Source organism: Amycolatopsis sp. NBRC 101858 (genome assembly GCF_030269325.1).
Lineage (GTDB): Bacteria > Actinomycetota > Actinomycetes > Mycobacteriales > Pseudonocardiaceae > Amycolatopsis > Amycolatopsis ponsaeliensis.
Genome location: NZ_BSTD01000001.1, coordinates 2,211,604 through 2,236,635, shown reverse-complemented (window position 1 = coordinate 2,236,635; position 25,032 = coordinate 2,211,604). Strand labels below are relative to the sequence as shown.

The 25,032-nt window shown below is 69.6% G+C and carries 27 protein-coding genes; 11 read left to right on the top strand and 16 right to left on the bottom strand.

The genetic code is table 11. The features are described 5' to 3' along the window. Positions 1-6 precede the first annotated feature (6 nt). The 6 genes from QSK39_RS10890 (at position 7) to QSK39_RS10865 (ending at position 4,578) form a co-directional block, all read left to right on the top strand. A complete protein-coding gene (locus tag QSK39_RS10890; protein ID WP_285477990.1) occupies positions 7-984 on the top strand; it encodes an ABC transporter permease in 978 nt (325 codons plus the stop codon). Further along, the gene (locus QSK39_RS10885) at positions 981-1,790 is read left to right on the top strand and encodes an ATP-binding cassette domain-containing protein (protein ID WP_285477486.1); all 810 of its coding nucleotides are present in this window, start codon (positions 981-983) and stop codon (positions 1,788-1,790) included. Before QSK39_RS10890 ends, QSK39_RS10885 begins: the two co-directional genes overlap by 4 nt. After that, positions 1,787-2,620 (top strand): PfkB family carbohydrate kinase, encoded by an 834-nt coding sequence (locus QSK39_RS10880; protein ID WP_502873255.1) that lies wholly within the window; start codon positions 1,787-1,789, stop codon positions 2,618-2,620. Before QSK39_RS10885 ends, QSK39_RS10880 begins: the two co-directional genes overlap by 4 nt. Next, complete coding sequence (locus QSK39_RS10875) at positions 2,617-3,252, top strand: nucleoside/nucleotide kinase family protein (RefSeq protein ID WP_285477485.1); 636 nt, start codon at positions 2,617-2,619, stop codon at positions 3,250-3,252. The genes QSK39_RS10880 and QSK39_RS10875 overlap by 4 nt, the downstream gene beginning before the upstream one ends. After that, positions 3,249-3,989: an SDR family oxidoreductase gene (locus QSK39_RS10870; RefSeq protein ID WP_285477484.1), complete on the top strand. Its 741-nt coding sequence runs from the start codon at positions 3,249-3,251 to the stop codon at positions 3,987-3,989. Before QSK39_RS10875 ends, QSK39_RS10870 begins: the two co-directional genes overlap by 4 nt. Before the next feature lie 175 nt (positions 3,990-4,164). Next, on the top strand, positions 4,165-4,578 hold the full coding sequence (locus QSK39_RS10865; RefSeq protein ID WP_284749866.1) for a VOC family protein: 414 nt from the start codon (positions 4,165-4,167) through the stop codon (positions 4,576-4,578). 3 nt (positions 4,579-4,581) lie between these two features. On the opposite strand, the gene QSK39_RS10860 is transcribed toward QSK39_RS10865, so the two are convergent. From QSK39_RS10860 to QSK39_RS10845, 4 genes are all read right to left on the bottom strand, one after another. Next, entirely contained in the window at positions 4,582-5,250 is a 669-nt protein-coding gene (locus QSK39_RS10860) for a DedA family protein (protein WP_285477483.1), read from the bottom strand. A 132-nt stretch (positions 5,251-5,382) separates the two neighbouring features. Continuing rightward, positions 5,383-6,204 (bottom strand): YceI family protein, encoded by an 822-nt coding sequence (locus QSK39_RS10855; RefSeq protein WP_285477482.1) that lies wholly within the window; start codon positions 6,202-6,204, stop codon positions 5,383-5,385. Then, a complete protein-coding gene (locus QSK39_RS10850; RefSeq protein WP_285477481.1) occupies positions 6,201-8,807 on the bottom strand; it encodes an MFS transporter in 2,607 nt (868 codons plus the stop codon). The genes QSK39_RS10855 and QSK39_RS10850 overlap by 4 nt, the downstream gene beginning before the upstream one ends. After that, complete coding sequence (locus tag QSK39_RS10845; protein ID WP_285477480.1) at positions 8,804-9,334, bottom strand: MarR family winged helix-turn-helix transcriptional regulator; 531 nt, start codon at positions 9,332-9,334, stop codon at positions 8,804-8,806. The genes QSK39_RS10850 and QSK39_RS10845 overlap by 4 nt, the downstream gene beginning before the upstream one ends. A 186-nt stretch (positions 9,335-9,520) precedes the next feature. Here QSK39_RS10845 and QSK39_RS10840 point away from each other — a divergent pair, with 186 nt between their 5' ends. Beyond that, a complete protein-coding gene (locus QSK39_RS10840) occupies positions 9,521-9,946 on the top strand; it encodes a PPOX class F420-dependent oxidoreductase (protein WP_285477479.1) in 426 nt (141 codons plus the stop codon). 57 nt (positions 9,947-10,003) lie between these two features. Then, positions 10,004-11,395 carry an FAD-binding oxidoreductase gene (locus tag QSK39_RS10835; RefSeq protein ID WP_285477478.1) on the top strand — a complete coding sequence of 464 codons (1,392 nt, stop codon included), beginning with the start codon at positions 10,004-10,006 and terminating at the stop codon, positions 11,393-11,395. Between the two features lie 52 nt (positions 11,396-11,447). Here QSK39_RS10835 and QSK39_RS10830 read toward each other — a convergent pair whose 3' ends face one another. The 4 genes from QSK39_RS10830 to QSK39_RS10815 all read right to left on the bottom strand — a co-directional run bounded on the left by QSK39_RS10830 (position 11,448) and on the right by QSK39_RS10815 (position 14,437). Continuing rightward, positions 11,448-12,155 (bottom strand): DedA family protein, encoded by a 708-nt coding sequence (locus QSK39_RS10830; RefSeq protein WP_285477477.1) that lies wholly within the window; start codon positions 12,153-12,155, stop codon positions 11,448-11,450. 45 nt (positions 12,156-12,200) lie between these two features. Next, entirely contained in the window at positions 12,201-12,596 is a 396-nt protein-coding gene (locus tag QSK39_RS10825) for a hypothetical protein (protein ID WP_285477476.1), read from the bottom strand. Between the two features lie 25 nt (positions 12,597-12,621). After that, positions 12,622-13,773, bottom strand: a complete 1,152-nt coding sequence (nagA, locus tag QSK39_RS10820; protein ID WP_285477988.1) for an N-acetylglucosamine-6-phosphate deacetylase — start codon at positions 13,771-13,773, stop codon at positions 12,622-12,624. A 91-nt stretch (positions 13,774-13,864) separates the two neighbouring features. Beyond that, positions 13,865-14,437 carry an RNA polymerase sigma factor gene (locus QSK39_RS10815; protein ID WP_199191266.1) on the bottom strand — a complete coding sequence of 191 codons (573 nt, stop codon included), beginning with the start codon at positions 14,435-14,437 and terminating at the stop codon, positions 13,865-13,867. 209 nt (positions 14,438-14,646) lie between these two features. Here QSK39_RS10815 and QSK39_RS10810 point away from each other — a divergent pair, with 209 nt between their 5' ends. After that, a complete protein-coding gene (locus tag QSK39_RS10810; protein ID WP_285477475.1) occupies positions 14,647-14,931 on the top strand; it encodes a YciI family protein in 285 nt (94 codons plus the stop codon). Here QSK39_RS10810 and QSK39_RS10805 read toward each other — a convergent pair. The 6 genes from QSK39_RS10805 to QSK39_RS10780 form a co-directional block, all read right to left on the bottom strand. Further along, entirely contained in the window at positions 14,926-15,864 is a 939-nt protein-coding gene (locus QSK39_RS10805; RefSeq protein ID WP_502873271.1) for a PDR/VanB family oxidoreductase, read from the bottom strand. The two genes, QSK39_RS10810 and QSK39_RS10805, sit on opposite strands and share 6 nt — an antisense overlap. Before the next feature lie 50 nt (positions 15,865-15,914). Then, entirely contained in the window at positions 15,915-16,772 is an 858-nt protein-coding gene (locus QSK39_RS10800; RefSeq protein WP_285477473.1) for a metal-dependent hydrolase, read from the bottom strand. Beyond that, positions 16,769-18,241 (bottom strand): flavin-containing monooxygenase, encoded by a 1,473-nt coding sequence (locus tag QSK39_RS10795; protein ID WP_285477472.1) that lies wholly within the window; start codon positions 18,239-18,241, stop codon positions 16,769-16,771. The genes QSK39_RS10800 and QSK39_RS10795 overlap by 4 nt, the downstream gene beginning before the upstream one ends. Positions 18,242-18,322: 81 nt before the next feature. Next, positions 18,323-18,796 (bottom strand): pyridoxamine 5'-phosphate oxidase family protein, encoded by a 474-nt coding sequence (locus QSK39_RS10790; protein WP_285477471.1) that lies wholly within the window; start codon positions 18,794-18,796, stop codon positions 18,323-18,325. A gap of 2 nt (positions 18,797-18,798) precedes the next feature. Next, entirely contained in the window at positions 18,799-19,710 is a 912-nt protein-coding gene (locus QSK39_RS10785; protein WP_285477470.1) for an SDR family oxidoreductase, read from the bottom strand. 82 nt (positions 19,711-19,792) lie between these two features. Then, a complete protein-coding gene (locus QSK39_RS10780) occupies positions 19,793-20,701 on the bottom strand; it encodes an aldo/keto reductase (protein WP_285477469.1) in 909 nt (302 codons plus the stop codon). A 63-nt stretch (positions 20,702-20,764) separates the two neighbouring features. Here QSK39_RS10780 and QSK39_RS10775 point away from each other — a divergent pair, with 63 nt between their 5' ends. Then, complete coding sequence (locus QSK39_RS10775) at positions 20,765-21,586, top strand: LLM class F420-dependent oxidoreductase (RefSeq protein ID WP_285477468.1); 822 nt, start codon at positions 20,765-20,767, stop codon at positions 21,584-21,586. A 154-nt stretch (positions 21,587-21,740) separates the two neighbouring features. Beyond that, complete coding sequence (gene fbaA, locus QSK39_RS10770) at positions 21,741-22,772, top strand: class II fructose-bisphosphate aldolase (protein ID WP_285477467.1); 1,032 nt, start codon at positions 21,741-21,743, stop codon at positions 22,770-22,772. Between the two features lie 51 nt (positions 22,773-22,823). On the opposite strand, the gene QSK39_RS10765 is transcribed toward fbaA, so the two are convergent. Both QSK39_RS10765 and QSK39_RS10760 read right to left on the bottom strand, forming a co-directional pair. Next, positions 22,824-23,726, bottom strand: a complete 903-nt coding sequence (locus QSK39_RS10765; protein ID WP_285477466.1) for an HIRAN domain-containing protein — start codon at positions 23,724-23,726, stop codon at positions 22,824-22,826. Between the two features lie 97 nt (positions 23,727-23,823). Then, a complete protein-coding gene (locus QSK39_RS10760) occupies positions 23,824-25,020 on the bottom strand; it encodes a hypothetical protein (protein ID WP_285477465.1) in 1,197 nt (398 codons plus the stop codon). Positions 25,021-25,032 lie beyond the last annotated feature (12 nt).

Genomic DNA, 25,032 nt, shown 5'->3' with positions numbered 1-25,032 from the left:
ACCGCAGTGTCCACAAAGGAACGTGAGTCCCTCGGCGAGTTCCTCCTCCGCGCCCCCGCGGTCGGCCCGGCGCTCGCGCTGGTCGTCGCGATCGTGGTGTTCTCGCTGGCCACGGACACGTTCTTCGACCTCGACAACCTGTCCACGGTGGTCCAGCAGTCGCTGGTCGTCGGGACGCTCGCGCTGGGCCAGACGCTCGTCATCCTCATCGCGGGCATCGACCTGTCCAACGCGTCGTCGATGGTCGTCGCGACGCTGATCATGGCGAAGCTCGCCGCGGCCGGCACGAACGGTTTCGTCGCCCTGCTGGCCGGCGTCGTGCTGACGGTCATCGTCGGCATCTTCATCGGCTCGCTCGCGACGCGGATCAAGCTCCCGGCGTTCATCATCACGCTCGGCACGTTCACCATGCTGACCGCGGTGTCGAAGCTGATCGCCGGCGGCCAGGCCGTGCCGGTGACCGACGGGCTGCTCCAGTGGCTCGGCACCAAGCGCTACCTCTTCGGCGGCATCCCCATCACCTACGGCATGACGCTGGCGTTGCTGATGTACCTCGGGATCTGGTACGCGCTCACGAAAACCGCGTGGGGCAAGCACGTCTACGCGGTCGGCAACGCGCCGGAGTCCGCGCGGCTGTCCGGCATCAAGGTCAACCGCACGGTGCTGTCGGTGTACATCGTGGCCGGGCTGGCCTTCGGGCTCGCCGCGTGGCAGGCGCTCGGCCGGACGCCGAACGCCGACCCGAACCAGTTCCAGCTCGGCAACCTCGACTCGATCACCGCCGTCGTCCTCGGCGGGACGAGCCTCTTCGGCGGCCGCGGCTCGGTGCTCGGGACGCTGATGGGCGCGCTGGTCGTGGCGGTGCTGCGGTCCGGGCTGACGCAGATGAACGTGGACGGTAACTACCAGGACCTCGCCACCGGGGCCCTGCTGATCGCCGCCGTCGTGGTGGACCGGATCGCGAGGAGGCAGCAGCAGTCATGACCGATCCCATCCTCCAGGCCCGCGGGCTGGTGAAACGCTACGGCCGGGTCACCGCGATCGACGGTGCCGACTTCGACCTGCTCCCCGGCGAGGTGCTCGCCGTGGTCGGCGACAACGGTGCCGGGAAGTCGTCACTCATCAAAACCCTGTCCGGAGCCGTGATCCCGGACGAAGGGGAGATCAAAGTGGACGGTCAGACCGTCCACTTCAAATCCCCTTTGGACGCCCGGCACTACGGGATCGAGACGGTGTACCAGGATCTCGCCGTCGCGCCCGCGCTCGACATCGCGTCGAACATGTTCCTGGGCCGCGAAAAGCGGCTCAAGGGCCCGTTCGGGCTGTTCCGGAAGCTCGACACCGCGACCATGCGGTCCGAGGCGCAGCGGATCCTCGACGAGCTGGGCATCAACATCAAGTCGATCTCCCAGCCCGTCGAGACGCTTTCCGGTGGTCAGCGCCAAGGCGTCGCCGTGGCCCGCGCGGCCGCGTTCGGCACCAAGGCCGTGATCATGGACGAGCCCACCGCCGCGCTCGGCGTCGCCGAGTCCGGCAAGGTGCTCGACCTCATCGGCCGGATCCGCGACCGCGGCCTGCCGGTGGTGCTGATCAGCCACAACATGCCGCACGTGTTCGACATCGCCGACCGCATCCACGTGCACCGCCTCGGCAAGCGCGTCGCGGTCGTCTCGCCGAAGACGCACTCGATGAACCAGGTCGTCGGCCTGCTCACGGGTGCGTTGCGGCTCAACGAAAACGGTGAGATCGAAGAAGCCGCCGCTGCGACACACGTGGCCGGCTTGAAGTGAGGGTGCTGCTGGCGGGCTTGTGCACCGTGGACGTGATCCAGCGGGTCGACGAGCTTCCGGCACCGGGCGAGAAGGTGCAGTCGCTGCGGGTGGACGTCGCGGCCGGGGGGCCCGCGACGAACGCCGCGGTGACGGCCGCCGCGCTCGGGGCCGAGGCGACCTTGCTGACCGTCCTCGGTGCACACCCGCTGGCGGCGCTCGTCCGCGCCGACCTCGAAGCGCACGGGGTCCGGCTGATCGACCTGGCTCCCGATCTGCCCGATCCGCCGCCGGTCAGCGCGGTCGCCGTCCGCGACCGCGACGGCGAGCGCACAGTCGTCTCCCGCAACGCCGCCGAGCGCCGCTTTCCGGGGAAAGCCGCGCTTCCGGAGGCCGACGTCGTGCTGCTCGACGGGCACTACCCGGAACTCGCGCTGGACGTCGCGCGGCGCGCGAAGGCGCCGGTCGTGCTCGACGCCGGAAGCTGGAAGCCCGTGCTCGACGAGCTCCTCCCGCTGGTCGACATCGCCGCCTGCTCCGCCCACTTCCGGGCGCCGGAACCGGGGCTGCACCAGCGCGGCGTCCCCACGGTCATCACTACCGCCGGGCCAGGTCCGGTGCGGTGGTCCACTGCGGACGGCGGCTCGGGTGAGGTGCCTGTCGCTGGCGTCGAAGCGCGGGACACACTAGGTGCGGGCGACGTCTGGCACGGCGCGCTCGCCGTGGCCGTGACGCGCGAACGGACGGTGACGGACCGGATCCGCTTCGCCAACGAGGTGGCCGCCGAACGGGTGCGGCAGGTGGGACCGCGGTCGTGGACGACCGCGATCGCAGGAAGGAACAGGACATGACGGGGTTCGACGACCTGCTGGCCCGGGCCGAGGGCCTGACCGTGCGCGGGCAGCGCAACGTGCTGGGCATCATCGGCGCGCCCGCGTCCGGCAAGACCACGCTGGCGTGGGCGCTGGCCAACGCGCTCGGTTCGCGTGCCGCGGTGGTCGGCATGGACGGCTTCCACCTCGCGCAGGTCGAGCTGCGCCGGCTGGAGCGCACCGAGCGCAAGGGCGCCCCGGACACGTTCGACGCGGCCGGTTACTTCCACATGATCAAGCGGCTCGCCGAAGGCCGCGAGACGGTGTACGCGCCGGAGTTCCGCCGGGAGATCGAAGAGCCGATCGCCGGGGCCGTCGCGGTGCCGCCGGAGGTCCAGCTGGTGATCACGGAGGGCAACTACCTGCTGTTGCCGGACGACCCGTGGAGCGGCATCCGGCCGCTGCTGACCGAGGCCTGGTTCCTGGCGCCGGACGAGCCCGAGCGGATCGAACGGCTGGTGTCGCGCCACCGCCGTTACGGCCGGTCGCTCGTCGAGGCCCGCCAGCGCGCGCTCGGCTCGGACCAGCGCAACGCCGACCTCATCTCGCAGACGCGAGACCGCGCGGACCTGGTGCTGGAAAACCTCCCGCTGGCCAACTTCGCGATTTGAGTCTCATCGTCACGGGCGGCAGCCGGGGTATCGGCGCGGCCATCTGCACCCTGGCGGCTCGGCGCGGCCACGACGTCGTCGTCAACTACTCGGGCGATCCCGCGCCGGCCGAGGAGGTCGCTTCGCGGGTTCGTTCGCACGGCCGGCAGGCGCTGGCAGTCCGCGCGGACGTCTCGGACGAGGACGACGTCCGCTCGCTTTTCGACGCCGCGGAGGCGCTCGGGCCGGTGAAAGCGCTGGTCAACAATGCCGCGATCGTCGGCAACACGCCCGGGCGGCTCGACTCCTACGCCGTCGAGGTCGTCCGGCGCACGCTTGACGTCAACGTCACCGGCGTGTTCCTGTGCTGCCGCGAGGCGGTCCGCCGGATGTCGACGAGGTACGGCGGTGCCGGCGGCGCGATCGTCAACATCTCCTCGACGGCCGCGCGCACGGGCTCGGCCGGGGAGTGGGTGCACTACGCGGCGTCGAAGGCCGCCGTCGACACGCTGACGTTCGGGCTCGCCCAGGAGGTCGCGGGTGAGGGCGTGCGGGTCAACGCGGTCGCGCCCGGGATGATCCACACCGGCCTGCACGAGGCGGCCGGCCTGCCGGACCGGATGGCGAAGTACGCACCGCAGATCCCGATGGGCCGCGCCGGCCAGCCGGCCGAAATCGCCGAGGCCGTGCTGTTCCTGCTGTCGCCCGCGTCGTCGTTCACCACGGGGGCGGTGCTCGACGTCGGTGGCGGCCGGTGACCGTTCGGGTACTTTCCGATACACTTGAATGACCTTCAGTCACCGGCGTCCGCCTGCTGGGACGCCCGGAGACGGCGAGATCACGATCGGACGGGAACTTGGTCACCCTGGTTTCGGTGGGCGAACGCTGTGCAACTCTGGGGAGCCGCCACGCGAAAGGACGGCTTCGAAAGCCATGGCAAAACTCATGTCCGTGCACCACCTCGCGCTCACCGTGACCGACGTGGACCGCAGCGTGCCCTGGTACGTCCGCGTCCTCGACCTCGAGGAGGTCACCCGGCGCGAAGAGCCGGACACGGGGCTGCGCAAGGTCGTGCTCCGGTCCGCCGGGGACGAGTTCTCCGTGGTGCTGGTCCAGCACGCGGACACCGGAAGACGCGGGTTCGACGAACGCAGAACCGGGCTCGACCACGTCGCGTTCCGCGTGCGGTCGACCGCCGAGCTGGCCGAATGGGAGTGCCGGCTCGCCGAGTTCGGCGTCTCGTACCTGCCCGCCGCGCCGTCGCGCACGTTCGAAGGCTCGAAGGTCGTGGTGTTCCGCGACCCGGACGGCATCCAGCTCGAGATCTGGGCCGACCCGGAGCTCTGACGCTCAGGCCCGCGCGTCGTCCGTCTCTTCGACGGGGCGGCGCATCTCCTGGCGGTAGCGCAGCACGCCGTACCCGGTCCCGACCACGAAGAACGCGATGCTGATCCACAGCGCGGCCGTCTTCAGCCACGGCAGCGCGTCCAGCAGGCCGGCGCCGTAGTAGCCGAGCAGCACCAGGGTCGGCACCCACAGCAGGCCGCCGAGAGCCGTCGCCGCCATGAAGCGGCGCGGGTCCATCCGGGCGGCGCCCGCGATCAGCGGGGCCAGCGTGCGGATCCACGGGATCCACCGGGCCGCCACGATCGCGAAGAAGCCCCGCCGATCCAGGAACCGTTGCGCGCGTTCGAGAGCCTGCCGGTTCAGGACCTTGCCGTCGCGGCGGGCGATCAGCTTGGTGCCGCTGGTGCGCCCGATGTAGTAGCCGATCTGGTTGCCGAACACGGCGACGATCAGTGCGGCGCCCGAAAGCAGCCACGCGTTGAGGTCCGACCCGTGCTGGGCCAGCACCACGCCGGCCCCGAACAGCAGCGAGTCACCGGGCAGGAACAGCCCGATGATCAGCGCGCATTCGACCAGCACGAAGCTCAGCACGATCACCCAGACGAGCAGCGGACCGGCGGTGTCCAGCCAGCTCACGCCGACGCCCGCGGCCTCGATGCTCACGAAGTTCACACAAGGAGCCTACGTGCCCCAGGTGAACGGCCCACGGCGAACGGTCGAATCGAGCGCTTCCGGATATTCAGGCTCTACGAACGGTGAAGGCCCCCTCACCAGCGGTGAGAGGGCCTTCCCAAACCGGAAACCTCAGAACTGCGGCAGCGACTCGCCCTGGACGGCTTCGACGTCCAGCTCGATCTTCACGACCGTGCCGACCGCCGCCACACCGGCCCGGACCATCGCGCTGTAGTTGATCGCGAAGTCGTTGCGGTGCAGCGTCGTCTCGGCGTGGAACGCCACGCGCACGCCACCCCACGGGTCCGGGCCCCAGCCGCCGTACGTCAGGTCCAGCTCGATCTCGCGGCGCTCGCCGTGCAGCGTCAGGTCGCCCAGCAACGTCCACGAGTCCACCCCGCGCTGGCGCATCCCCGTGCTCGCGAACGTGATCACCGGGTGGACGTCGACGTCGAGGAAGTCCGGCGAGCGCAGGTGGTCGTCGCGCATCCGGATGTTCGTGTCGATGCTCGCCGCCTTGATCTCGGCGTGCACCGACGACCGCTCGGCCGGGCGGCCGATCTCGATCCGGCCGGACACGTCCGGGAACCGCGCCTTGATGCTCGCGATGCCCAGGTGCCGGGCGGTCGCGACCACCGACGAGTGCATCGGGTCGATCACCCACGGCCCGGCGGGCGGCAGGTCGATCGCCTCGGCGACCGGGGCCAGCACGACGTCGCCGAGCGAGCCCGAACCGTCCGAAGCGACCTGCGCCATCCGGGCGACCGGGGTGTACCCGGCCGCCGTGACGACCGCGGTGTACGTCCCCGGCGCGAGCGCGTCGGTGACGACGTCGCCGCGGACGTCGGCCGCCTGCCGGGCGACCTGCCGCCCGGCCGGGTCGGTCACGGTGAGCACCGCGTGCTCCACCGCCCAGCCCTCGGCCGTGCGGAAGGTCGCGCGCAGACCGGTCATGACCGGTCGACCAGCTCGTCGAGGGCCTGGTCGTAGCTCAGCCGGACGTCGTGACCGGCTTCGCCGCCGGTCAGCTCCACCTGGCTGGTCGCCGGCGGGTAGCCGCTCGCGACCACGGTGTAGGCGCCCGCGGGCAGGTCGCTCACCAGGTACCGGCCTTCGCCGTCGGTCCGGGCCACGGCCGCGACGTTGCCTTCGGCGTCGAGCACGGTGATCCGCGCGTCCGGGACGACCCGGTCGCCCTCGGTCCGCGCCACCCCGCTGAGCTGCACCGAGCTGGACAGCTCGACGTCGTGGCGCAGCACGCCGCTGTCCGGCACGGTCAGCGTCACCGCGACGGGCCGGTGGCCCGCGCCGCTGGCGACCAGGGTGTAGGCCCCGGCGCCGACCCCGACGAAGGCGTACGTGCCGTCCGTGGTCGTGATGAACGCGCCGTTCACCTCGCCGCGGCTGTCGGTCAGCGTCACCGTGACGTTCGGCAGCGGCGAGCCGGTCGCCGCGGCCTTCACGGTGCCGGTCAGCTCGCCGGACCCGGTGAGCGTGACGTCGACCGTCGCCGGCCCGGTGCCGATCACGACGCTGGAGGCCTGCGGCTGGTGGCCGTGGGCCGACACGATGAGGACGTACGCGCCCGGGCCCTGGCTGGGGACCGAGTAGCTGCCGTCCGGAGCGCCGGTGGCCCGCGCGACCTGGCGGCCGCGCTGGTCGATCAGGGTGAGCGCCGCGCCCGCGACGTGGCTGCCGTCCTGACGGCGCACGTGCCCGACGACCGGCACGCCACCCGCGCCGACCGGGACGTCCACCTCGGAGTCGGCGACGGAGTTCGTGATCGGCATCGGCAGCGCGCCCGACACGGCCTGGTAGTCACCGTGCCCGTTGGTGCTCAAGGCGTGCTTCCCGCCGCCGACCAGGGCCGGCTCGCGATCGAGCGGCTTGACCGGCTCGACGATCTCGGTGGGCTCGTCGGTGAAGTCGTGTTCGTCCGCCTCGAGCAGTGCCTCGCCGCCCTCCATGGCCGCCGCGGCCGGGGCCGCGTTGGTCAGCGGGATCTCCTTCATGAACAGCAGCACCACCGTGGCCAGCAGCGCCACCGCGCCCGCGATGTAGAACACCGTGGTGATCGACTCGGTGAAGCCGATCAGGATCGGCGTCTTGATCGCCTCCGGCAGGGTCTGGATCACGCTGGTGTTCTCGGACAGGTTGCCGATGCCCGCGCCGGCGCCGGCCGGCAGCTGACCGCCGAACGCCTTCGTGATGTTGGGCATCAGGGTGTTGAACAGGACCGTCAGGAAGATCGCGACACCCGCGGTACCACCGATCTGGCGGAAGAACGTCGCCGACGCGGTCGAGACGCCCATGTCGCTGCGCGGGCCCGCGTTCTGCACCGCGATGATCAGCGTCTGCATGCACTGGCCGAGGCCGAGACCGATGATGGCGGCCGCGACCAGCGGGTGCCACAGCGGCGAGTCGTACTTGACCTGCGCGAAGAAGAACGCGCCACCGGCGATCAGGATGGTGCCGACGATCGGGAAGATCTTGTAGCGCCCGGTCTTTCCGGTGAGCCGGCCCGACACGATCGAGCTGAGCATGATGCCGGCCATCAGCGGCAGCATCAGCAGACCGGACTCGGTCGGCGTGTAGCCCTGTACGACCTGCATGAACTGCGGGATCATCGTGATCGCGCCGAACATCGCGACACCGACGATGACACCGCCGATGATCGCCACGGTGAACGTCGAGTTCTTGAACAGTCGCAGCGGGATCAGCGCGGCTTCCTTCATCAGCCGCTCGACCAGGATGAACGCGATGACGCCGACACCGCCGATGACGTAGCAGAGGATCGCCTTCCCGTCACCCCAGCCCCACTTCTGGCCCTGCTCGGCGACGATCAGGAACGGCACGACCGCGACGACCAGCGTCAGCGCACCCCACCAGTCGATCTTGTGCTCGTGGCGCTCGTGCGGCACGTTCAGGACCCTCGCGACGACGAACAGGGCGAGGATGCCGATCGGGACGTTGATCAGGAAGACCCAGCGCCAGCCGTGGATGTCGTAGCCGAAGATGCTGCCGGCGTGCTCGATGCCCGCGAAGAACCCGCCCAGCACCGGGCCGAGCACGGTCGACAGGCCGAACACCGCGAGGATGTAACCCTGGTACTTCGCCCGTTCACGCGGCGGCACGATGTCGCCGAGGATGGTCATGGCCAGCGACATCAGACCGCCGGCGCCGAGGCCCTGGACCGCGCGGAACGCGGCCAGCTCGTACATCGAGGTCGAGAAGGCCGAAGCCAGCGAGCCGGCGACGAAGATCGTGATCGCGGCCAGGTAGAACGGCTTGCGGCCGTAGATGTCGGAGAGCTTGCCGTAGATCGGCGTGACGATCGTCGAGGTGATCAGGTACGCCGTGGTCGCCCACGCCTGCAGGTCGAAGCCGTGCAGGTCGTTGGCGATCTTGACGATCGACGTGCCGACGATGGTCTGGTCGAGGGCGGCGAGGAACATGCCGCACATCAAGCCGCTCAGGATCGTGACGATCTGGCGGTGGCTCAGCCGGGGTGGTTGACCCACCTCGGGCAGTGCCGGCGTTTCGGTGGTGGAACTCATGCGTTGGCCCCCTTGGCCGGTGCACCGGCGGACGCCTGGGCGTCGGCCAGCTGTGGAGAATGGTTCTCGATACCTGTGTTGAGTCGGCCGAAGAGCTTGTTCAGGGTCTGGATTTCCCCGTCGGTCCAGTCCCCGAGCACGTCGGCCAGCCATTGGTTGCGCTGCTTGCGGTTCTCTTCGAACACCCGCATGCCCTCGGACGTCGGCGCGAGCAGGCAGGCGCGGCCGTCTTCGGGGTCGGCCTGGCGCTCGACCAGGCCGTGCTGGACGAGCGAGCTCGACTGCCTGCTGATCGTGGAGATCTCGGAGTGGAGCGACTCGGCGAGCCGGCTGGTGCGCTGCGGGCCCTCGTGGATGAGGGTGAAGAGGATCGCGTAGGCCGCCCGCTCGATGCCGTCCGGTCCCTGCTTGGACACCTGGGACTTCGCCTTGTTGATCAGGCGGACCAGGCGGACGAGCTCGTGCCCGAGCTGGTCGGCGAGGTCCAGTTCGGCTTTGGGCCGAGTGGCGGAGCTGTTCGGTGCCATGAGGGATCCTTCAACGGCGTTGGTTGGCGGCTGCAACTAGTTGCCTCAGGCAAGGATGTGCCTTCACTAGCGGTTATGCAAGCGCAGGTGTGCTCGATGTGTCGGAACACACTTTAGTTGCCGTATGCAAGCAGATTTCCTCCGGGCTGCTCGGAACAAGGGACGCCGTCACGGGTTGGTAGGGGTATGACCGACGACACAGCGCTGAAGGACTTCCTCGCCGGCCACCGCCACGGTGTCCTGGCCACCATCCGCCGCGACGGGCGGCCCCAGCTGTCCACGATCACGCACCTGTACGACGCGGCGGCGGGCACGATCACCGCGTCGATCACCGAGACGCGGGCGAAGACGAAGAACATGCGCCGCGACCCGCGGGTGACCTACCACGTGGGCAGCGAGGACGGCTGGAGCTACGTCGTCGCGGAGGGCCGCGCTTCGCTCACGGCGCCGGCCGCTTCGCGGGACGACGAGACCGTCGAGGCGCTCGTCGACTACTACCGCCGCGCGGCCGGCGAGCACCCCGACTGGGACGAGTACCGCGACGCGATGGTCAGCGACCAGCGCGTGCTGCTCACCATCCACGTCGACAAGGTTCTCGGCTTGGTCCGGTAGGGGCGGTTTTGAAATAGAAGTTCCGCAGTGCGGACTGACCGGGCTTACCATGACGACATGAGCGACGAAGCTTTGGTCACCCGGCTCCGCGACCTGCTCGGCAAGAACGCCGTGCTCACCGACTCCGACGTCACCGCGTCGTACGCGCGCGACATGATGCCGCTGGCACCCTCCGGCCGGCCGCTCGCCGTCGTGCTGCCCGCGAACGTCGAGGAGGTGCAGGCCGTCGTCAAGGCGTGTGCCGAAGCCGGGGTGCCGATCGTGCCGCGCGGGGCGGGCAGCGGCCTGTCCGGCGCCGCGAACGCCATCGACGGCTGCGTGACGCTGTCGCTGACCAAGCTGGACGAGATCGTCGAGATCGACCCGGGCAACCGGCTCGCCGTCGTGCAGCCGGGCGTCGTCAACCTGGACTTCCGCAACGCCGTCGAGAAGCACGGGCTGTTCTACCCGCCGGACCCGTCGAGCTACGACTGGTGCACGATCGGCGGCAACCTCTCGACCAACGCGGGCGGCCTCTGCTGCGTGAAGTACGGCGTCACGACGGACTCGGTGCTGGGCCTGGAGGTCGTGCTGGCCGACGGGTCCCTGCTCAAGACCGGACGGCGGACGGTGAAGGGCGTGGCGGGGTACGACCTGGCCCGGCTGTTCGTCGGCAGCGAGGGCACGCTCGGCGTCATCACGCAGGCGACGGTCCAGCTCAAGCCGCTGCCCCAGGCCCCGGCGACGCTCGTCGCGGGCTTCACGACGACCGAGGCGGCGGGCGAGGCGGTGGCCCGGATCGTGCGCGAAGGGCTCGTGCCGTCCCTACTGGAGATCATGGACGCGTCGTCGATCAAGGCGTCCGAGACGTACTTGAAGACCGACCTGGGCGCGGGTTCGGACTGCCAGGCACTGCTGCTGGGCCAGTCCGACTCGGGCGGCGAGGTGGCCCGCCGTGAGCTGGCGGCGATCGAGCAGATCTGCACCGACTGCGGCGCGGACCTGGCCTACACGACCGAGGACCTCGAAGAGGGCCGGATGCTGCTGCAGGCCCGCCGGGTGGTGCTGACGGCGCTGGAGACGTACGGGCAGTGGCTGACGGACGACGTGTGCGTGTCGCGCACGCGCATCGCGGAGCTCATTCGCGGGTGCGAGAAGATCAGTTCAGAGGTGGGGCTGCGGATCGCGGTGGTGGGCCACGCGGGCGACGGCAACATGCACCCGACGATCGTCTACCAGCCGGATGACGCGGACGAGTTCGCGCGGGCGCAGAAGGCGTTCGACGCGATCCTCGAGGTCGGGTTGTCCCTCGGTGGGACGGTGACCGGGGAGCACGGGGTCGGCAAGATCAAGCGCGAGTGGCTGGCCCGGGAGATCGGGCCGATCGGGCTGCGGGTGCACCGCCAGATCAAGGCGGCGCTGGACCCGGAGAACCTGTTCAACCCGGGCTCGATGTTCTCGATGACCTGACGAAGAAGGGCCCCGCCGCCGACCGGTGGGGCCCTTCTCGCCGAGCAAAATCTCAGTCCCGCACCCGCGGGATCCGCTGCGTGACCTCGGGATCGGTCTCCGCCGAAGCGCCCGCCTTCTTCTCGCGCCGGGCCTTCAGGTACTCGATCACGATCGGGACCACCGAGATCAGGACGATCAGGACGAAGATCGCGTCGACGTTGTTCGCGATGAACGACACGCCGCCGAGAAGCGAGCCCAGCACCGTGATGCCCGCGGCCCACAGGATGCCGCCGATCACCGTGTACGTGAAGTAGCGCTTCGGGTCCATGCGGCCGATGCCCGCGATCCACGTGATGAACGTCCGGACGAACGGCACGAACCGGGCCAGCACGACCGCCTTCGGGCCGTGCTTGTCCAGGAACTCGTGCGTCTTGTGGACGTACTCCTGCTTGAAGATCTTCGAATCCGGCCGGTTGAACAGCTTGGGCCCGACGAAGTAGCCGATGTAGTACCCGACCACGTTGCCGAGCAGCGCCGCGACCGTCACCAGCACGCAGACCAGCCACAACGGCGCGTCGAGGGTGCCGTTCGCGATGAACAGGCCGGCCGTGAACAGCAGGGAGTCACCGGGCAGCACCGGGAAGACGCTGCTCTCGATGAAGATGATGAGGCAGAGCACCGCGATGACCGGCGTGGTCAGGCCGCTCAGCAGGTGCTGCGGGTCGAGCCATGACGGCAGCAGGGACATCGTGTTGACCGTGCTCTGGGCGAGAATCACCCCAAAAACGGTACAGGGTCACCCTGAGTCGTTACTGAGACCCGGTCAGACCAGCGTGAGCAGGCCCACCACGGACCCCGCGGCGAGCCCCAGCAGCACTGCCAGCAACAAAATCCAGTACGCGGGCAGCTGCGCGGCCTGGCGAGGCGGCTCCGGGGGACGCGGGGTGTACGCCGTGGGTGCCTCGGACACCGGGTCCAGCGCCGCCCGCTCGCGCTCCAGCGAGTCCGCGCTCGCGCCGGACAGCAGCCCGTACGCCGACGGCAGCTCGTTGATCGCGCTGGTCGGGACCGCGTCCGTCCCCGGTTCCGGCGGTGGAGCCGGTGTGGTCGGCGTCGTCGGTGAAGTCGACGACGCCGGCGGAGAGACTTGCGGGGCGAAGACGGCTTGCGCGCGAAGGGCGTCCGCCAGCAGCTGCTCGGGGTCCTTCGGCTCGCTCATCTCCGCCCGTCTCGCTCGCAGGATCTCAGGTACTCAAGGTAGCCGTACCCACCTCGGCGACCCATTCACCCCGGCGCAGCACCTTCGCCGGCCGCAGGTCCTGGTCGAGGACGACGATGTCGGCCACGTAACCGGGGCACAGCATCCCGGTGCGGTCGGCGATGCCGAGCAGCTCGGCGGGCCGTTGCGACGTCGCGTGCACCGCGTCGAGGATGCCGAGTTTCGCACCCCGGACCAGATTGCGGAAGGCGGTGTCCATCGTCAGGGTGCTGCCGGCCAGCGACCCGTTGTCGGCCAGGGTGGCGACGCCGTCGTGGACGTCGACCTCCAGCCGGCCCAGCGTGTAGCGGCCGTCGGCGGCGTCGGTGGCCGACATCGCGTCCGTGATGAGCACCGTCCGGTTGCGGCCCGCGTGCTTCGCGGCCAGCCGCACGACCGTCGGGTGCAGGTGCACCAGGTCGCAGATGAGCTCGATCGTGATGCGCTCGTCATCGAGCAGTGCCCCGACCGGGCCCGGCTCGCGGTGGTGCAGCGGCCGCATGCCGTTGAACAGGTGGGTCGCGACGGTCGCGCCCGCGTCGATGGCCGGCAGCAGCTGCTCCTCGACGCCGTCGGTGTGCCCGATGGCGGCGATGACGCCCGATTCGGCCAGCTGCCGGACGGCCTTGACGCCGCCGTGGAGCTCGGGGGCGATGGTGACCATCCGGATCGCGCCCTGGCCGGCGCGCAGGAGCTTGTCGACCGTGCCGGTGTCCGGCTCGAGCAGCGTCTCCGGGTCGTGGGCCCCGCAGCGGGCCTTCGAGATGAACGGGCCCTCCAGGTGGATGCCCGCGACCTCGCCGTCCTGGACGATCTCACGCAGCGCGGCGACTTGCTCACGCAGGATGTCGACCGGATCGGACACCAGGCTGGCGAGCATGGTGGTGGTGCCGTGACGGCGGTGCGCTCGCACCGCCGTCAGGAGCTCCTCGGGATCGAGGGAGGTGAACGAAGCACCTCCCCCGCCGTGGCAGTGGGTGTCGACGAACCCGGGCACGACCAGTGCCCCGCCGACGTCGACGTATTCGCCCGACGGCGGGGTCCCGGAACCCACGCCGGCGATCCGCCCGTCGGAGACGGCTACCCAGCCGTCATCGAGTACACGGTCCGGGGCAGCGACCCGGCCGCCCATGATCACGAAATCTCCGGCGCCTCTCACGCACCCCAGCATATATTGGTCTGGACCAAGCATGGTGATACGACTCAGTGATCGGAATGGTCCACCCGGGTCACTGTGGGGCCTGCATGGCCTTCTGGAGTGCCTCGAGCGCCCGGCTGGCGGTCGACTTAACGGTACCCTTGGAAATGCCTGCGGCCTCAGAGATTTCGGCCTCGCTCAGCCCACCGTAGTAACGCAGCACCAGCACTTCGCGCTGGCGGGGCGGCAGCTTGGACAGCGCGCTGACCACGGCCTGGTGCTCGCTGGAGAGCATCGCGAGGCTCTCCGCGGACCGCGCGTTGACCGCGTGCGGCGGCACGTACTCCCGCGCGGTCTTGCGTCGGCGCAGCACGCTGCGTGACCCGTTGACCACGGCGGTGCGCAGGTAGCCGACGGCGGCCGCGGCGTCCCGGAGCCTGCCCCAGTTGCGATGCAGGCCGGTGAAGGCCTCCTGCACCACGTCTTCCGCCGTCGCGGGCTCGTCGACCAGCAGAATCGCCAGCCGGACCAGCCGCATGCGGTGCTGGCGGTAGAGGTCTTCGAGGGTCAGCGGTGTCGGCGCTTGCGCCGGGGCCGGACCGTCCATGACCCGCAGATGGCCGAGGGTTGCCTCGACACTGCGTTCCGCATTGCCCTCGAGCATGAACCCCTGCCTGTCCTCGACCCCGGTTTGCACGGTGTGTCGCGTCAGCAGGTTCACGGTATTCACAGCGCTCACACAGGTACTGACGCACGCCCAGCCTATCGGGTTGGCTTCCCGGTGCCACACAGCCACAGATCGGATGCCGGGACGCGGTGACGACCCGGGTAGCGTCGGTCCCGTCCCGCCCCTGCCCGACCCCGGAGATCCACATGGCCTGGTACCTCGTCGAAATCACCTACGTCCAGGAGAAGATGCCGGCGGTCCGGCCCCGGCACCGCGAATTCCTGGGCAAGCTGGCCGAAGAGGGCCGCGTCGCGGTCGCCGGGCCGCTCGGCGACGGCTCCGGCGGCATCACGCTGTACCAGGCCGACGACGAAGCGCACCTCAAGGCGACGATCGACCAGGACCCGTACGTGCTGGAGGGCGTCGTCGCCGAGCGGACGATCCGCGAGTTCAAGCCGGTCATCGGCGCCTGGGTGCCCCAGGAGTCATAGGTCGAGCACGGTGGTGCCGCGGTCGACGCAGATCCGCATCGACCCGCCGCCGGCCGCCGGCACCGCGCACGTCCCGCAGAAACCCTGGCGGCACGAATACGGCGTGCCCGGCCGTGCCTCGAGGAGGACGTCGAGGGCGGTCCGGCCCGCCGGCACGTCCAGAACCTGCCCTGACCTGCGAAGAGTCAGCTGGAACGGCTCGCCGTCGACGATCGGCGGCGGCGCGAACCGCTCGAAGTGGACGGCTTTCGCGCCGGTCAGCTCCAGGTCGACGCGGACTCCGGTGATCATCGCCACCGGGCCGCAGCAGTACACCGAAGCGCCGTCCGGCAGGCCGTCGAGGAGTTCGGCGCCCGACGCGGGAATGCCGTACTCCGTGTCCGGGCGGATCCAGACGCGGTCGTCGCCCTCCAGTTCGGCCAGGAACGGCATCGACTCGCGGCTGCGACCGGTGTAGACCAGCCGCCAGTCCGCGCCGAGGGCCTTCGCGCGGCGGACCATCGGCAGGATCGGCGTGATCCCGATCCCGCCCGCGACGAACCGGAACGGGCCCTCGCCGACGAAGGGGAACGCCGTCCGCGGGCCGCGCACGGTGACCCGAGTGCCCGGCGTGAGGGCGTGGACCTCGGCCGACGCGACGCCGATCTTCCGCACGGCGATGCGGTAATGGTCCTTTTCGGACGGGTCGCCGCACAGCGAGTACTGCCGCACGAGCCCGGACGGCAAGACCAGATCGAGGTGCGCGCCCGGCCGCCAGCCCGGCAGCGGGCCGCCGTTCGCCAGGCGCAGGCTGACGACGTCTTCGGCTTCGGATTCGACGGCTTCGACAGTCAGCGGCAGGTTCCGGTCCACTTCGCGCACCGGCGGCCGTCGTTTCCCGCTGAACCGCGACATCCGGCGGTAAACGCCCACGACACCGACCAAAGTGGACATCAGGAGGTCGGTCCGGTCGCTGCCGTCGAGCCGGGTGGGCCGGCCGAGCGTCACTCCGCGGCTCGCGCGGCGGGTGAGCTCGCCAGGTACGCCACCGCCTGCTCGGTACTTCCGGTCTCCGTCGGGTGGTAGTCCTTCCGGAAGTACGGCCGGATCTCGCGCACCAGCTGGCGCCCGGTCGGCAGCAGACCCCGCTTCGCCGCCCGCCGGTAGCCCCGCAGCGTCGCGCGGCCGGGCCTCGCCGGGTCGTTGCGCATCAGGTACCGCGTGCCGCGCGAGAACACCCACGCCAGCACCGGCGTCACCGCCGCCATGCTGCGCACCCGCCGCGTGTACCGCCCGTCCAGGTGCATGAACAGGTCGAACGCGACGGACCGGTGCTCGACCTCCTCGGCGCCGTGCCAGCGCAGCAGGTCGAGCATCACCGGGTCGGCGCCGGCGTCCTCCAGGGGCGCGTCGAGCACCCACTGGCCGAGGAACGCCGTGTAGTGCTCGATCGCGGCGACGATCCCGAGCCGTTCGACCAGCCACTCCTCGGCGGCCTGGCCGGTGAGGTCGCGGTCGCCGAGCAGCTTGCGGAACAGCCACTCCATCTGCGCGACGAACGGCCGCACGCGCAGGCCCGCGGCCTCCAGGTGCGCCGCCGCGCCGTCGTGGGCCTCGGCGTGCACCGCCTCCTGGCCGATGAACCCGAGGACGTCCGCCTTGAGCCGCTCGTCGCGGATCAGCGGCACGGCCTGCTTGAACACCTCGACGAACCAGCGCTCGCCTTCGGGCAGCGCCAGGTGCAGCACGTTGATGGTGTGCGTGGCCTGCGGCTCGCCCGGGATCCAGTGCATCGGCAGGCTCGCCCAGTCGAACTCGACGTCGCGGGCGTGCAGGACGAGCTGCTCGTCTTCGGCGGTCACGACGCGCGTCCGCTGAGCTCGAAGTCGGCCGGGTCCACCTTCCGCGTCTCCAGCCAGTAGCGCCAGGTGAAGCCGGGCCAGATCGTCCGGTTCACGCCCTTGGCGTCGAGGTACCAGCTCTTGCAGCCGCCCTGCGTCCAGACGCCCTTGACCAGCTTGTCCTGGATCTCCTGCTGGAACTTGTCCTGCACGCCCGGCCGGACGTCGAGCGCGGCGGCGTCGCGGGAGCCGGCGAGCTTGATGGCGTCGACGACGTACCGCGACTGCGACTCGATCATGAACACCACGGAGTTGTGGCCCAGCGCGGTGTTCGGGCCGAGCAGGAAGAAGAGGTTCGGGAAGCCGGAGACGGCGATGCCCTTGTGGGTCCGCATGCCCTCGGCGGCCCACTCCTTGGCGAGGTCACGGCCGTCGACGCCGGTGATGTCGAGGTACTCCAGGGCGTCGGTGACCTTGAACCCGGTGCCGTAGACGATCGCGTCGACCTCGTGCTCGACCCCGGCGGAGTCGACGATCGAGTGCGCCTTGACCTCCTTGATCCCGGCGGTGGTCACCTCGACGTTCGGCCGGCTCAGCGCCGGGTAGTAGTCGTTGGAGATCAGGACGCGCTTGCAGCCCATGGTGTAGTCCGGCGTGACCTTCTTGCGCAGCGCGGGGTCCTTGATGCCCTTCGCGATGTTGCGCTTGGCGATCAGCTCGCCGGCCTTCATGATCGCCGGGTGGCCGTTGAAGCCGATGGCCCGCGCTTCGAGCAGCCAGTACAGCGCGTTGCGGTAGAGGCGCTGGGTGCCGGGCACGCGCTTGAACAGCGTCTGCGCCCACGACGGCATCGCGTGGTCGGGCTTCGGCATGATCCACGGCGGCGTCCGCTGGAACAGCGTCAGCTCGGCGACGTCGGGGGCGATCTTCGGGACGAACTGGACCGCACTGGCCCCGGTGCCGACGACGGCGACCTTCTTGCCGCGCAGGTCGTACTCGTGGTTCCACTGCGCGGAGTGCCAGGTCTGGCCCTTGAACTTCGCGATCCCGGGCAGCTCGGGGACCTGCGGGATGTGCAGGCCGCCGACGCCGGAGACGAGGAACTGCGCGACGAACTCGCGGCCGTCCTTCGTGGTCGCCGTCCAGCGGCGCTCCTGCTCGTCCCAGTGCGCGCCGGTGAGCTCGACGCCGAACCGGATCTTCTCGCGCAGCCGGTACTTGTCCGCGACACCCTTGAGGTACTCGAAGATCTCCGGCTGCGGCGAGAACGACCGCGTCCAGTCCGGGTTCTGCTCGTACGAGAACGAGTACATGTGCGACTGCACGTCGCACGCGCACCCGGGGTAGGAGTTGTCGCGCCAGGTCCCGCCCACCTCGGTGGCCTTCTCCAGGATCACGTAGTCCCGGATGCCGGCCTTTTCGAGCTGGATCGCCTGGCCGAGCCCGGAGAACCCGGTGCCCACGATCACGACCTTGAACCGCTCGGTCATCTGTCGGCCTCCGCTGCTTCGAGGAAACTGCGGAGATGACGTTACCTCAAGTAACAGTTACTTGGAAGTACTATCTACCGACTAGTACGTCCCGCCGAGCTTCGTGTGGTCCCAGCTGACGATCTTCGTCGGGCGGAAGATCAGCCCGACGCGTTTCGGGGCCTGACCTGCGATGAAGCCTTTGAGCTCGTCGGGGACGGGGTCGCCGGGCTTGGCGCCCGCGTACCGCTGCATGAGCGTGATGCCCATCCGGGTGACTTCCTCGGTGTCTTCGACGATCTCGACGTCGGCCTCGAGCGAGATGCCGCGCAGCTTCTCGTAGCTGTCGCCGTCCTCGATGAGGACGGTCGCCTCCGGCAGCCGCCGCAGGTTCTTGGCCTTCTGCGAGGTGCCGTACGTCCAGGTCGCGACGCCGTCCTCGTGCGGGAAGTACCAGAGCGGCGCGAGGTGCGGGCGGCCGTTCGGGCCGACGCTGGCGACGTTGATGACCTTCTGCTCGGCGAAGTACGCGCGCACTTCGTCCTCGGTCATCCGGATCTGGTCCCGACGCGACATGGTCACCCCTTGGTGGCGGCCCGGCCGCCGTGACCGGTGACCGCCGACTCGAACGCGCCGCGTGCCTCGATGTCGGCCAGCGCGGCCTTGTCCGCCGAAGGTACCCGGCTGCGGGACCCGATTTCGATGATCGGCGGGAGGAACGCGCGGAGCAGCTTGAGCCCGCCGACCCAGCGCGGGACGTGGATGGTGCGGGCGCGCTTGAGGATGCCCGCTTCGAGGTCGTCCAGGGCGACGTCCAGCGGGTAGGTCTTGCCGATCAGGCCGGGCATCGACGCGCGGAGCTTGCCGAACACCGGGTGCGCGTCGGCGCTTTCGACCAGGTCGGTGCGGATCCACGTCGGGTGCGCGACGCCGACCTTGACGCCCAGGTGGGCGACCTCGGCGCGGAGGCTGTTCGAGAACGCTTCGACGCCGGCCTTGGCGGCCGCGTAGTTCGCCATGCCCGGCGCGTGCGTGATCGCGGCGAGGCTCGAGATGGCCAGCAGGTAGCCCTTGCGCTCGATGACGTGCGGGAGCGTGACGCGGAACGTGCGCCAGACGCCGAGCAGGTCGACCTCGATGACCTTCTCGAACGCGGCGCGGTCGACCGAGCGGACGAAGCCCGCGGTCGCGATGCCGGCGTTCGCGATGACGATGTCGATGCCGCCGAAGTGCTCGACGATGCCCTTGGTCGCGGCTTCGAGGGCGTCCCAGCTGGTGACGTCGGCTTCCCAGGACTTCGCGTTGGCGCCGATGCGGTCGGCGACCTTCCGCTGCTCCTCGGCCTCGAGCCCGACGAGAGCGACCTTCGCACCGCGCGCGGCGAGGCGTTCGGCCAGCCCGGCCCCGATGCCGCGGGCCGCGCCGGTGATGAGGACGACCTTGCCGTCGACCTTCTTGGTGCCGCTCAGCAGCGAAAACGGGTTGGCCACGGTGCCCTCCTGGACGTCGCACGTCGCTATCTGGAGGGCACCGTACCCCAACTTACTGCCAGTAAGCTACCCGATAGTAGGTTCAGGTTTCGCTCAATGCGGTGACTTCGGCACCGGTCAGTTCGAGCGTCACCGACGCGATGAGGTCGGTGAGTTGCTCGGGTGTCCGGGCGCTGGCGATCGGCGCGGCGACCGTCGGCTGCTGCCGCAGCCAGGCGAGCGAGACCGTGGCGACCGAGACGCCGTGCGCCTGGGCGACCTCGTCCAGCTTGGCCAGCACGCGCTCGCCGTTTCCGTCCAAATAGGACTCCGCGCGGGCGGCGCGCGGGCTGTCGCTTTCGGCACCCTTCGTGCGGTACTTGCCGGTCAGGAAGCCCTTGGCGAGGGCGAAGTACGGCAGCGTCGCGAGGCCTTCGCGCTCGACGAGCGGGGCGAGGTCGCGCTCGTAGTCCCGCTCGACGAGGTTGTAGTGCGGCTGGAGCACGGCGTACCGCGCGAGGCCGTTGGCGTCCGAAATGGACAGTGCTTCGGCGAGCCGTTCGGCGCTGTAGTTGGACGCGCCGAGGTGGCGGACCTTGCCCGCGCGGACGAGCGCGTCGAAGGCCGTCATGGTCTCTTCGAGCGGAGTGTCCGGGTCGTCCCGGTGTGCGTAGTAGAGGTCGATGTGGTCGGTCTTGAGGCGGCGCAGCGAGTCCTCGGCCGCGGCCTGGATGTTCTTCGCGGACAGGCCCGGCCGGCCGTCCCACATGCCGACCTTGGTCGCGATGACGACGTCGTCCCGGTTGCCGCGCGCGGCGAGCCAGTTGCCGAGGATCTCCTCGGAGCCGCCGCCCCCGCCGTAGAGGTCGGCGGAGTCCACGAAGTTGCCCCCGGCCGCGGTGTAGGCGTCGAGCACGGCGAAGGACTGCGGCTCGTCCGCCGTCCAGCCGAAGACGTTGCCGCCGAGGTTGAGGCCGTACACGTCGAGGTCGGTGTTGCCCAGCTTGGTCATGCCTTCGACGTTAGTTCGCCGATCCCGGGAGGAAAATCGCCGTCCCACGCGTTGGAGTGTTCCATGGCTATCGAACTGGGCAAGCTCGGAATCTGGCGGTACCACGGCAACGTCGACGCGAAGTTCGCGGCGGAGGCGGAGAAGCTCGGCTACGGGGCGATCTGGCTGGGCGGCTCGCCCGGCGGCGACCTCGCGCCCGTGGACGACCTGCTCGCGGCGACGGACTCGCTGGTCATCGCGACCGGCATCGTGAACATCTGGCAGGACGAACCGGCGTCGATCGCGAAGGCGTACGAGCGCATCGCGGCGAAGTACCCGGACCGCTTCCTCCTGGGCGTCGGCGCGGGCCACCGCGAAGCGACGAAGGAGTACAAGAAGCCGTACGCGGCGCTGGTCGAATACCTGGACGGCCTGGACGCGGCGGGGGTGCCGGTCGCCGGGCGCGCGCTGGCGGCGCTGGGGCCGAAGGTGGTGGAGCTGTCGGGTGCGCGGACGGCAGGTGCGCACCCGTACCTGACGACGCCGGAGCACACCCGTTCCACGCGCGAGATCTTGGGCGCGGGCAAGCTGCTGGCCCCGGAGCACAAGGTCGTCTTGTCGACCGACGCGGCCGAGGCCCGGGCGATCGGGCGGCAGACGGTGAAGTACTACCTGGGGCTGTCGAACTACGTCGCCAACCTGCGGAAACTCGGTTTCACGGACGCCGACCTGGAGGGCGAGGGCAGCGACCACCTGATCGACGAGCTGGCCCTGCACGGCGACGCACCGACGATCGCACGCGGCCTGTCGGCCCACCTGGAGGCGGGGGCGGACCAGGTGATCGTCCAGGTGCTCAACGAGGACCCGTGGCCGGCCTACCGCGCCCTGGCCGCCGAACTGGTGTGATCCCCGTCCGGCCGCCGGTTCGCCCGGCGGCCGGACGTACCTCCTTCTGAACCGATTCGACGTGCGGAGAAGTTTCTCCCCGGGGACCGGTGTGCGGCGGCGGTCCACCTCGTACGATGCGGTCGGGACCCATCCCTGCCAAGGAGGAATACCGATGCCCATCGCGACCCCCGAGGTCTACGCGGAGATGCTCGACCGGGCGAAGGCGAACGAGTTCGCCTACCCGGCCATCAACGTGACCTCGTCCGAGACCGTGAACGCCGCCATCCGCGGGTTCGCCGAGGCGGAGAGCGACGGGATCATCCAGTTCTCCACGGGCGGTGCGGAGTTCGCGTCGGGCCAGAAGGTCAAGGACATGGTGACCGGCGCGGCCGCGCTCGCGGAGTTCGCGCAGGTCGTGGCGGCGAAGTACGACGTCAACGTCGCGCTGCACACCGACCACTGCCCGAAGGACAAGCTGGACGGTTTCGTCCGCCCGCTGATCGAGATCTCGGCCGAGCGCGTCAAGAACGGCCAGAACCCGCTGTTCCAGTCCCACATGTGGGACGGCTCGGCGATCGACCTCGACGAGAACCTCGAGATCGCCGCGGAGCTGCTCGCCAAGACGGCGGCCGCGAAGATCATCCTCGAGGTCGAGATCGGCGTCGTCGGCGGCGAAGAGGACGGCGTCGAGGCGGAGATCAACGAGAAGCTGTACACGGCCGAGGGCGACTTCCTGAAGACGATCGACGCGCTGGGCGCGGGCGACCGTGGCCGCTACCTGCTGGCGGCGACGTTCGGCAACGTCCACGGCGTGTACAAGCCGGGCAACGTGAAGCTCCGCCCGGACGTCCTCAAGGGCGGCCAGGAGGCGGCGGCGAAGAAGCTCGGCCTGGACGCGGGCGCCAAGCCGTTCGAGCTGGTCTTCCACGGCGGCTCGGGCTCCCTCCCGGAGGAGATCCGCGAGGCGGTGTCGTACGGCGTGGTGAAGATGAACGTCGACACGGACACGCAGTACGCGTTCACCCGCCCGATTGTGGACCACTTCTTCAAGAACTACGACGGCGTGCTGAAGATCGACGGCGAGGTCGGCAACAAGAAGGTTTACGACCCGCGGTCGTACTTGAAGGCCGCTGAGGCCGGCATGGCTCAGCGCGTGGTCGAGGCCTGCCAGGCTCTGGGCTCGGCGGGGACGAAGGTCAAGTAAGTCCGGTTACGCGAAAGGGGCCGCCACGGCTGTGGCGGCCCCTTCGTCGTGTCACCTGACCGCTCGTGCCGGGTCCCGCGGCATCAGGAGCTCCACCTCGACACCCTTGGCTGTTTTGGTGGTGTAGGCCTCGCATCGGACAACCAGGTTCTGTTCGGCAAACCGCTCGACCATCGCTTGGTACCGCTCAGTCATCGCGTGGGTGAGCTGGCCGACGCGTCGATCGCCGAGGCGGACTTCGATGGCTCGCCGGCCCCGGTACTTGCCGCTCTCGATCGTGCAGAACGTCAAGGACGCCACGACCTCCCGGTACTCCTGCTTGCCCGCGGGAGCGAAGCTTCGGAGAACATCCTGGTGGTTCTCCTCCTTGGTCACCGTGCACGACCAGGCGCTCCGGAGAAGCACGTCCGAACCGGTCAGTTTCGCGACGACCGGGTCTTCGGGTTCTTTGCGGTCATGCAGTTCGTCGGGACGGGCCACGTGGAGGTAGATGCCGTAGAACTTCGCTCCGCCGCCGGTGATCCGCGCCGGGCACGTGCCCAGTGCGCCCTCGGCTCGAAGTTTCAACAGCTCAGGCTGGTAATCCTCCGCCCAAGTGCTGGACAGGTAGCCGACCTTGAGCGGGCGGTTGCCCATCAGGACATCGACCCGCACGGCGTTCCTGTCCCAGGAATTCTCCGGCTCCGGTACCAGTACTGCCGTCGCGGGCAGGTGTTCTTCGAAGGTCGTGCCGCAGGCTCTTCCACCGGCGACGAGGCGAAGTGCGTCCTGGTGGTGACTCTCGCCGACAACAGCGAGCCGTCCCTCATCCGAAAGAGGGACGAGCTTGAGGGGCGGCTTGCTGAGACTCGGTGCGACCGCGCGTTTCGGGGCGACCTGTTGTGTCGCGGGCTGCGAGGGCCGCCCGGGCCCTTGCAGGTGCGGCGCCTTGTTCCTTCGAGAGAAGGGCCACATGTCCTCATCCTCCGACGTCGGCGCGGTGGGATCACGCGTGTGTCGGAGTCGCCCTGAACCGGTTCTTCGTTACTGAAGCCGCCAGTGGCAGGCACTCTCATCCGGCGTGTCGTGCCTCCACCGCGACCCGTCGCGCGGACCACCGCCGGGTCGCCGGAGCAGCCGCCGCCCACAGCGCGAACACCCCGCCCAGCACCACCAACGCCGTCCAGTACGCCACCGGCGGCGCCGACTCCGTGTGCGCGTCACCCAGGACCCATGGCCTGAACTGCGACTGCACCCACAGCGCCCCGTACCCGAACGCCGTCACCAGCAACGCCCCCGCGCCGGCTGTCAAAAGGTCGTGACCGCGTCCGATGATGAACGCCAGGTCCACCGCCAACCCCACGAACAGCAGGTAGAACGGCACCGTCGACACCGGGAAACCGAGCCCCAGCAGCAGTGGCCACATCACCGACCGGTAGCCCACGTACACCAGGGCCACAAGAGAAGCCGACCAGCGGAAACCCAGCGTTCGCCGCGCCAGGACCAAGATCAGTGCCATCACCCCGATGCCCCACAGCGGGTACACCCACTCCGGGATCGGCATCGTGAAGTGCATGACCGCGGTCCGGTCGACCGGGTGCCCGATCTGGTTGGCCGCGAAGTCCAGCAGTGACGGCTCGGCCTCCGGTGTCCCGCGCTCCCATGCGCGCAACCCCAGGATTCCGTACTCCTGCTGGCCGTTCGGGAAGAACGTGTTCTCCAGGAAGAACGCCCACAGTGCGAGCAGTACGCCCGTCCGGAACCGCCCCGGCGGGGACAGCCGGAGCCACCCCAGGAGCACGCCCGCCTGCATGATGCCCGTGCCCAGGTACAACATCATGTGGGACGGGCTCCACGCGGTCAGGTCGAGGCCGTTGACGCGGTGGTTGATCACGTCCAGCGGTGCCGCCACCAGGAACGTCAGCAGGCCGATCTGCATCAAGCGCAGCGACGTCTTGTCGGCTCCGAGACCCGTGTAGCTGTGGATCGCCACCAGCACCACGATGATCACCGTGCCGACGGTGTTGATCAGGTGCGGCGGCGCCAGGTCGTCGCGCAGCCACATGAAGTGCCACGACATGTCCCACGACGAGCCGAGCAGCTTGAACGCGAACGCCGCCAGCCACATCCCGTAGCAGAACCGGAGCACCCAGTCCGGCGTCGGCTGCCCGGGGGCGCCGCGGTGCCAGTGCCGCGAGAAGAACAGCCGCGTCTTGCCGATCGGGCTGCGCGGGATCACGTCCACCGGGACGTCGACTGCCTTGGCCATGCCGGACATCAT

Coding starts and splice junctions, on each gene's coding strand:
- QSK39_RS10885 (WP_285477486.1), top strand. CDS start 981: ATGACCGATCCCATCCTCCAGGCCCGCGGGCTGGTGAAACGCTACGGC.
- QSK39_RS10875 (WP_285477485.1), top strand. CDS start 2,617: ATGACGGGGTTCGACGACCTGCTGGCCCGGGCCGAGGGCCTGACCGTG.
- QSK39_RS10865 (WP_284749866.1), top strand. CDS start 4,165: ATGGCAAAACTCATGTCCGTGCACCACCTCGCGCTCACCGTGACCGAC.
- QSK39_RS10855 (WP_285477482.1), bottom strand. CDS start 6,204: ATGACCGGTCTGCGCGCGACCTTCCGCACGGCCGAGGGCTGGGCGGTG.
- QSK39_RS10850 (WP_285477481.1), bottom strand. CDS start 8,807: ATGAGTTCCACCACCGAAACGCCGGCACTGCCCGAGGTGGGTCAACCA.
- QSK39_RS10845 (WP_285477480.1), bottom strand. CDS start 9,334: ATGGCACCGAACAGCTCCGCCACTCGGCCCAAAGCCGAACTGGACCTC.
- QSK39_RS10840 (WP_285477479.1), top strand. CDS start 9,521: ATGACCGACGACACAGCGCTGAAGGACTTCCTCGCCGGCCACCGCCAC.
- QSK39_RS10835 (WP_285477478.1), top strand. CDS start 10,004: ATGAGCGACGAAGCTTTGGTCACCCGGCTCCGCGACCTGCTCGGCAAG.
- QSK39_RS10825 (WP_285477476.1), bottom strand. CDS start 12,596: ATGAGCGAGCCGAAGGACCCCGAGCAGCTGCTGGCGGACGCCCTTCGC.
- QSK39_RS10815 (WP_199191266.1), bottom strand. CDS start 14,437: ATGCTCGAGGGCAATGCGGAACGCAGTGTCGAGGCAACCCTCGGCCAT.
- QSK39_RS10810 (WP_285477475.1), top strand. CDS start 14,647: ATGGCCTGGTACCTCGTCGAAATCACCTACGTCCAGGAGAAGATGCCG.
- QSK39_RS10805 (WP_502873271.1), bottom strand. CDS start 15,864: ATGTCCACTTTGGTCGGTGTCGTGGGCGTTTACCGCCGGATGTCGCGG.
- QSK39_RS10795 (WP_285477472.1), bottom strand. CDS start 18,241: ATGACCGAGCGGTTCAAGGTCGTGATCGTGGGCACCGGGTTCTCCGGG.
- QSK39_RS10790 (WP_285477471.1), bottom strand. CDS start 18,796: ATGTCGCGTCGGGACCAGATCCGGATGACCGAGGACGAAGTGCGCGCG.
- QSK39_RS10780 (WP_285477469.1), bottom strand. CDS start 20,701: ATGACCAAGCTGGGCAACACCGACCTCGACGTGTACGGCCTCAACCTC.
- QSK39_RS10775 (WP_285477468.1), top strand. CDS start 20,765: ATGGCTATCGAACTGGGCAAGCTCGGAATCTGGCGGTACCACGGCAAC.
- fbaA (WP_285477467.1), top strand. CDS start 21,741: ATGCCCATCGCGACCCCCGAGGTCTACGCGGAGATGCTCGACCGGGCG.
- QSK39_RS10765 (WP_285477466.1), bottom strand. CDS start 23,726: ATGTGGCCCTTCTCTCGAAGGAACAAGGCGCCGCACCTGCAAGGGCCC.
- QSK39_RS10760 (WP_285477465.1), bottom strand. CDS start 25,020: ATGGCCAAGGCAGTCGACGTCCCGGTGGACGTGATCCCGCGCAGCCCG.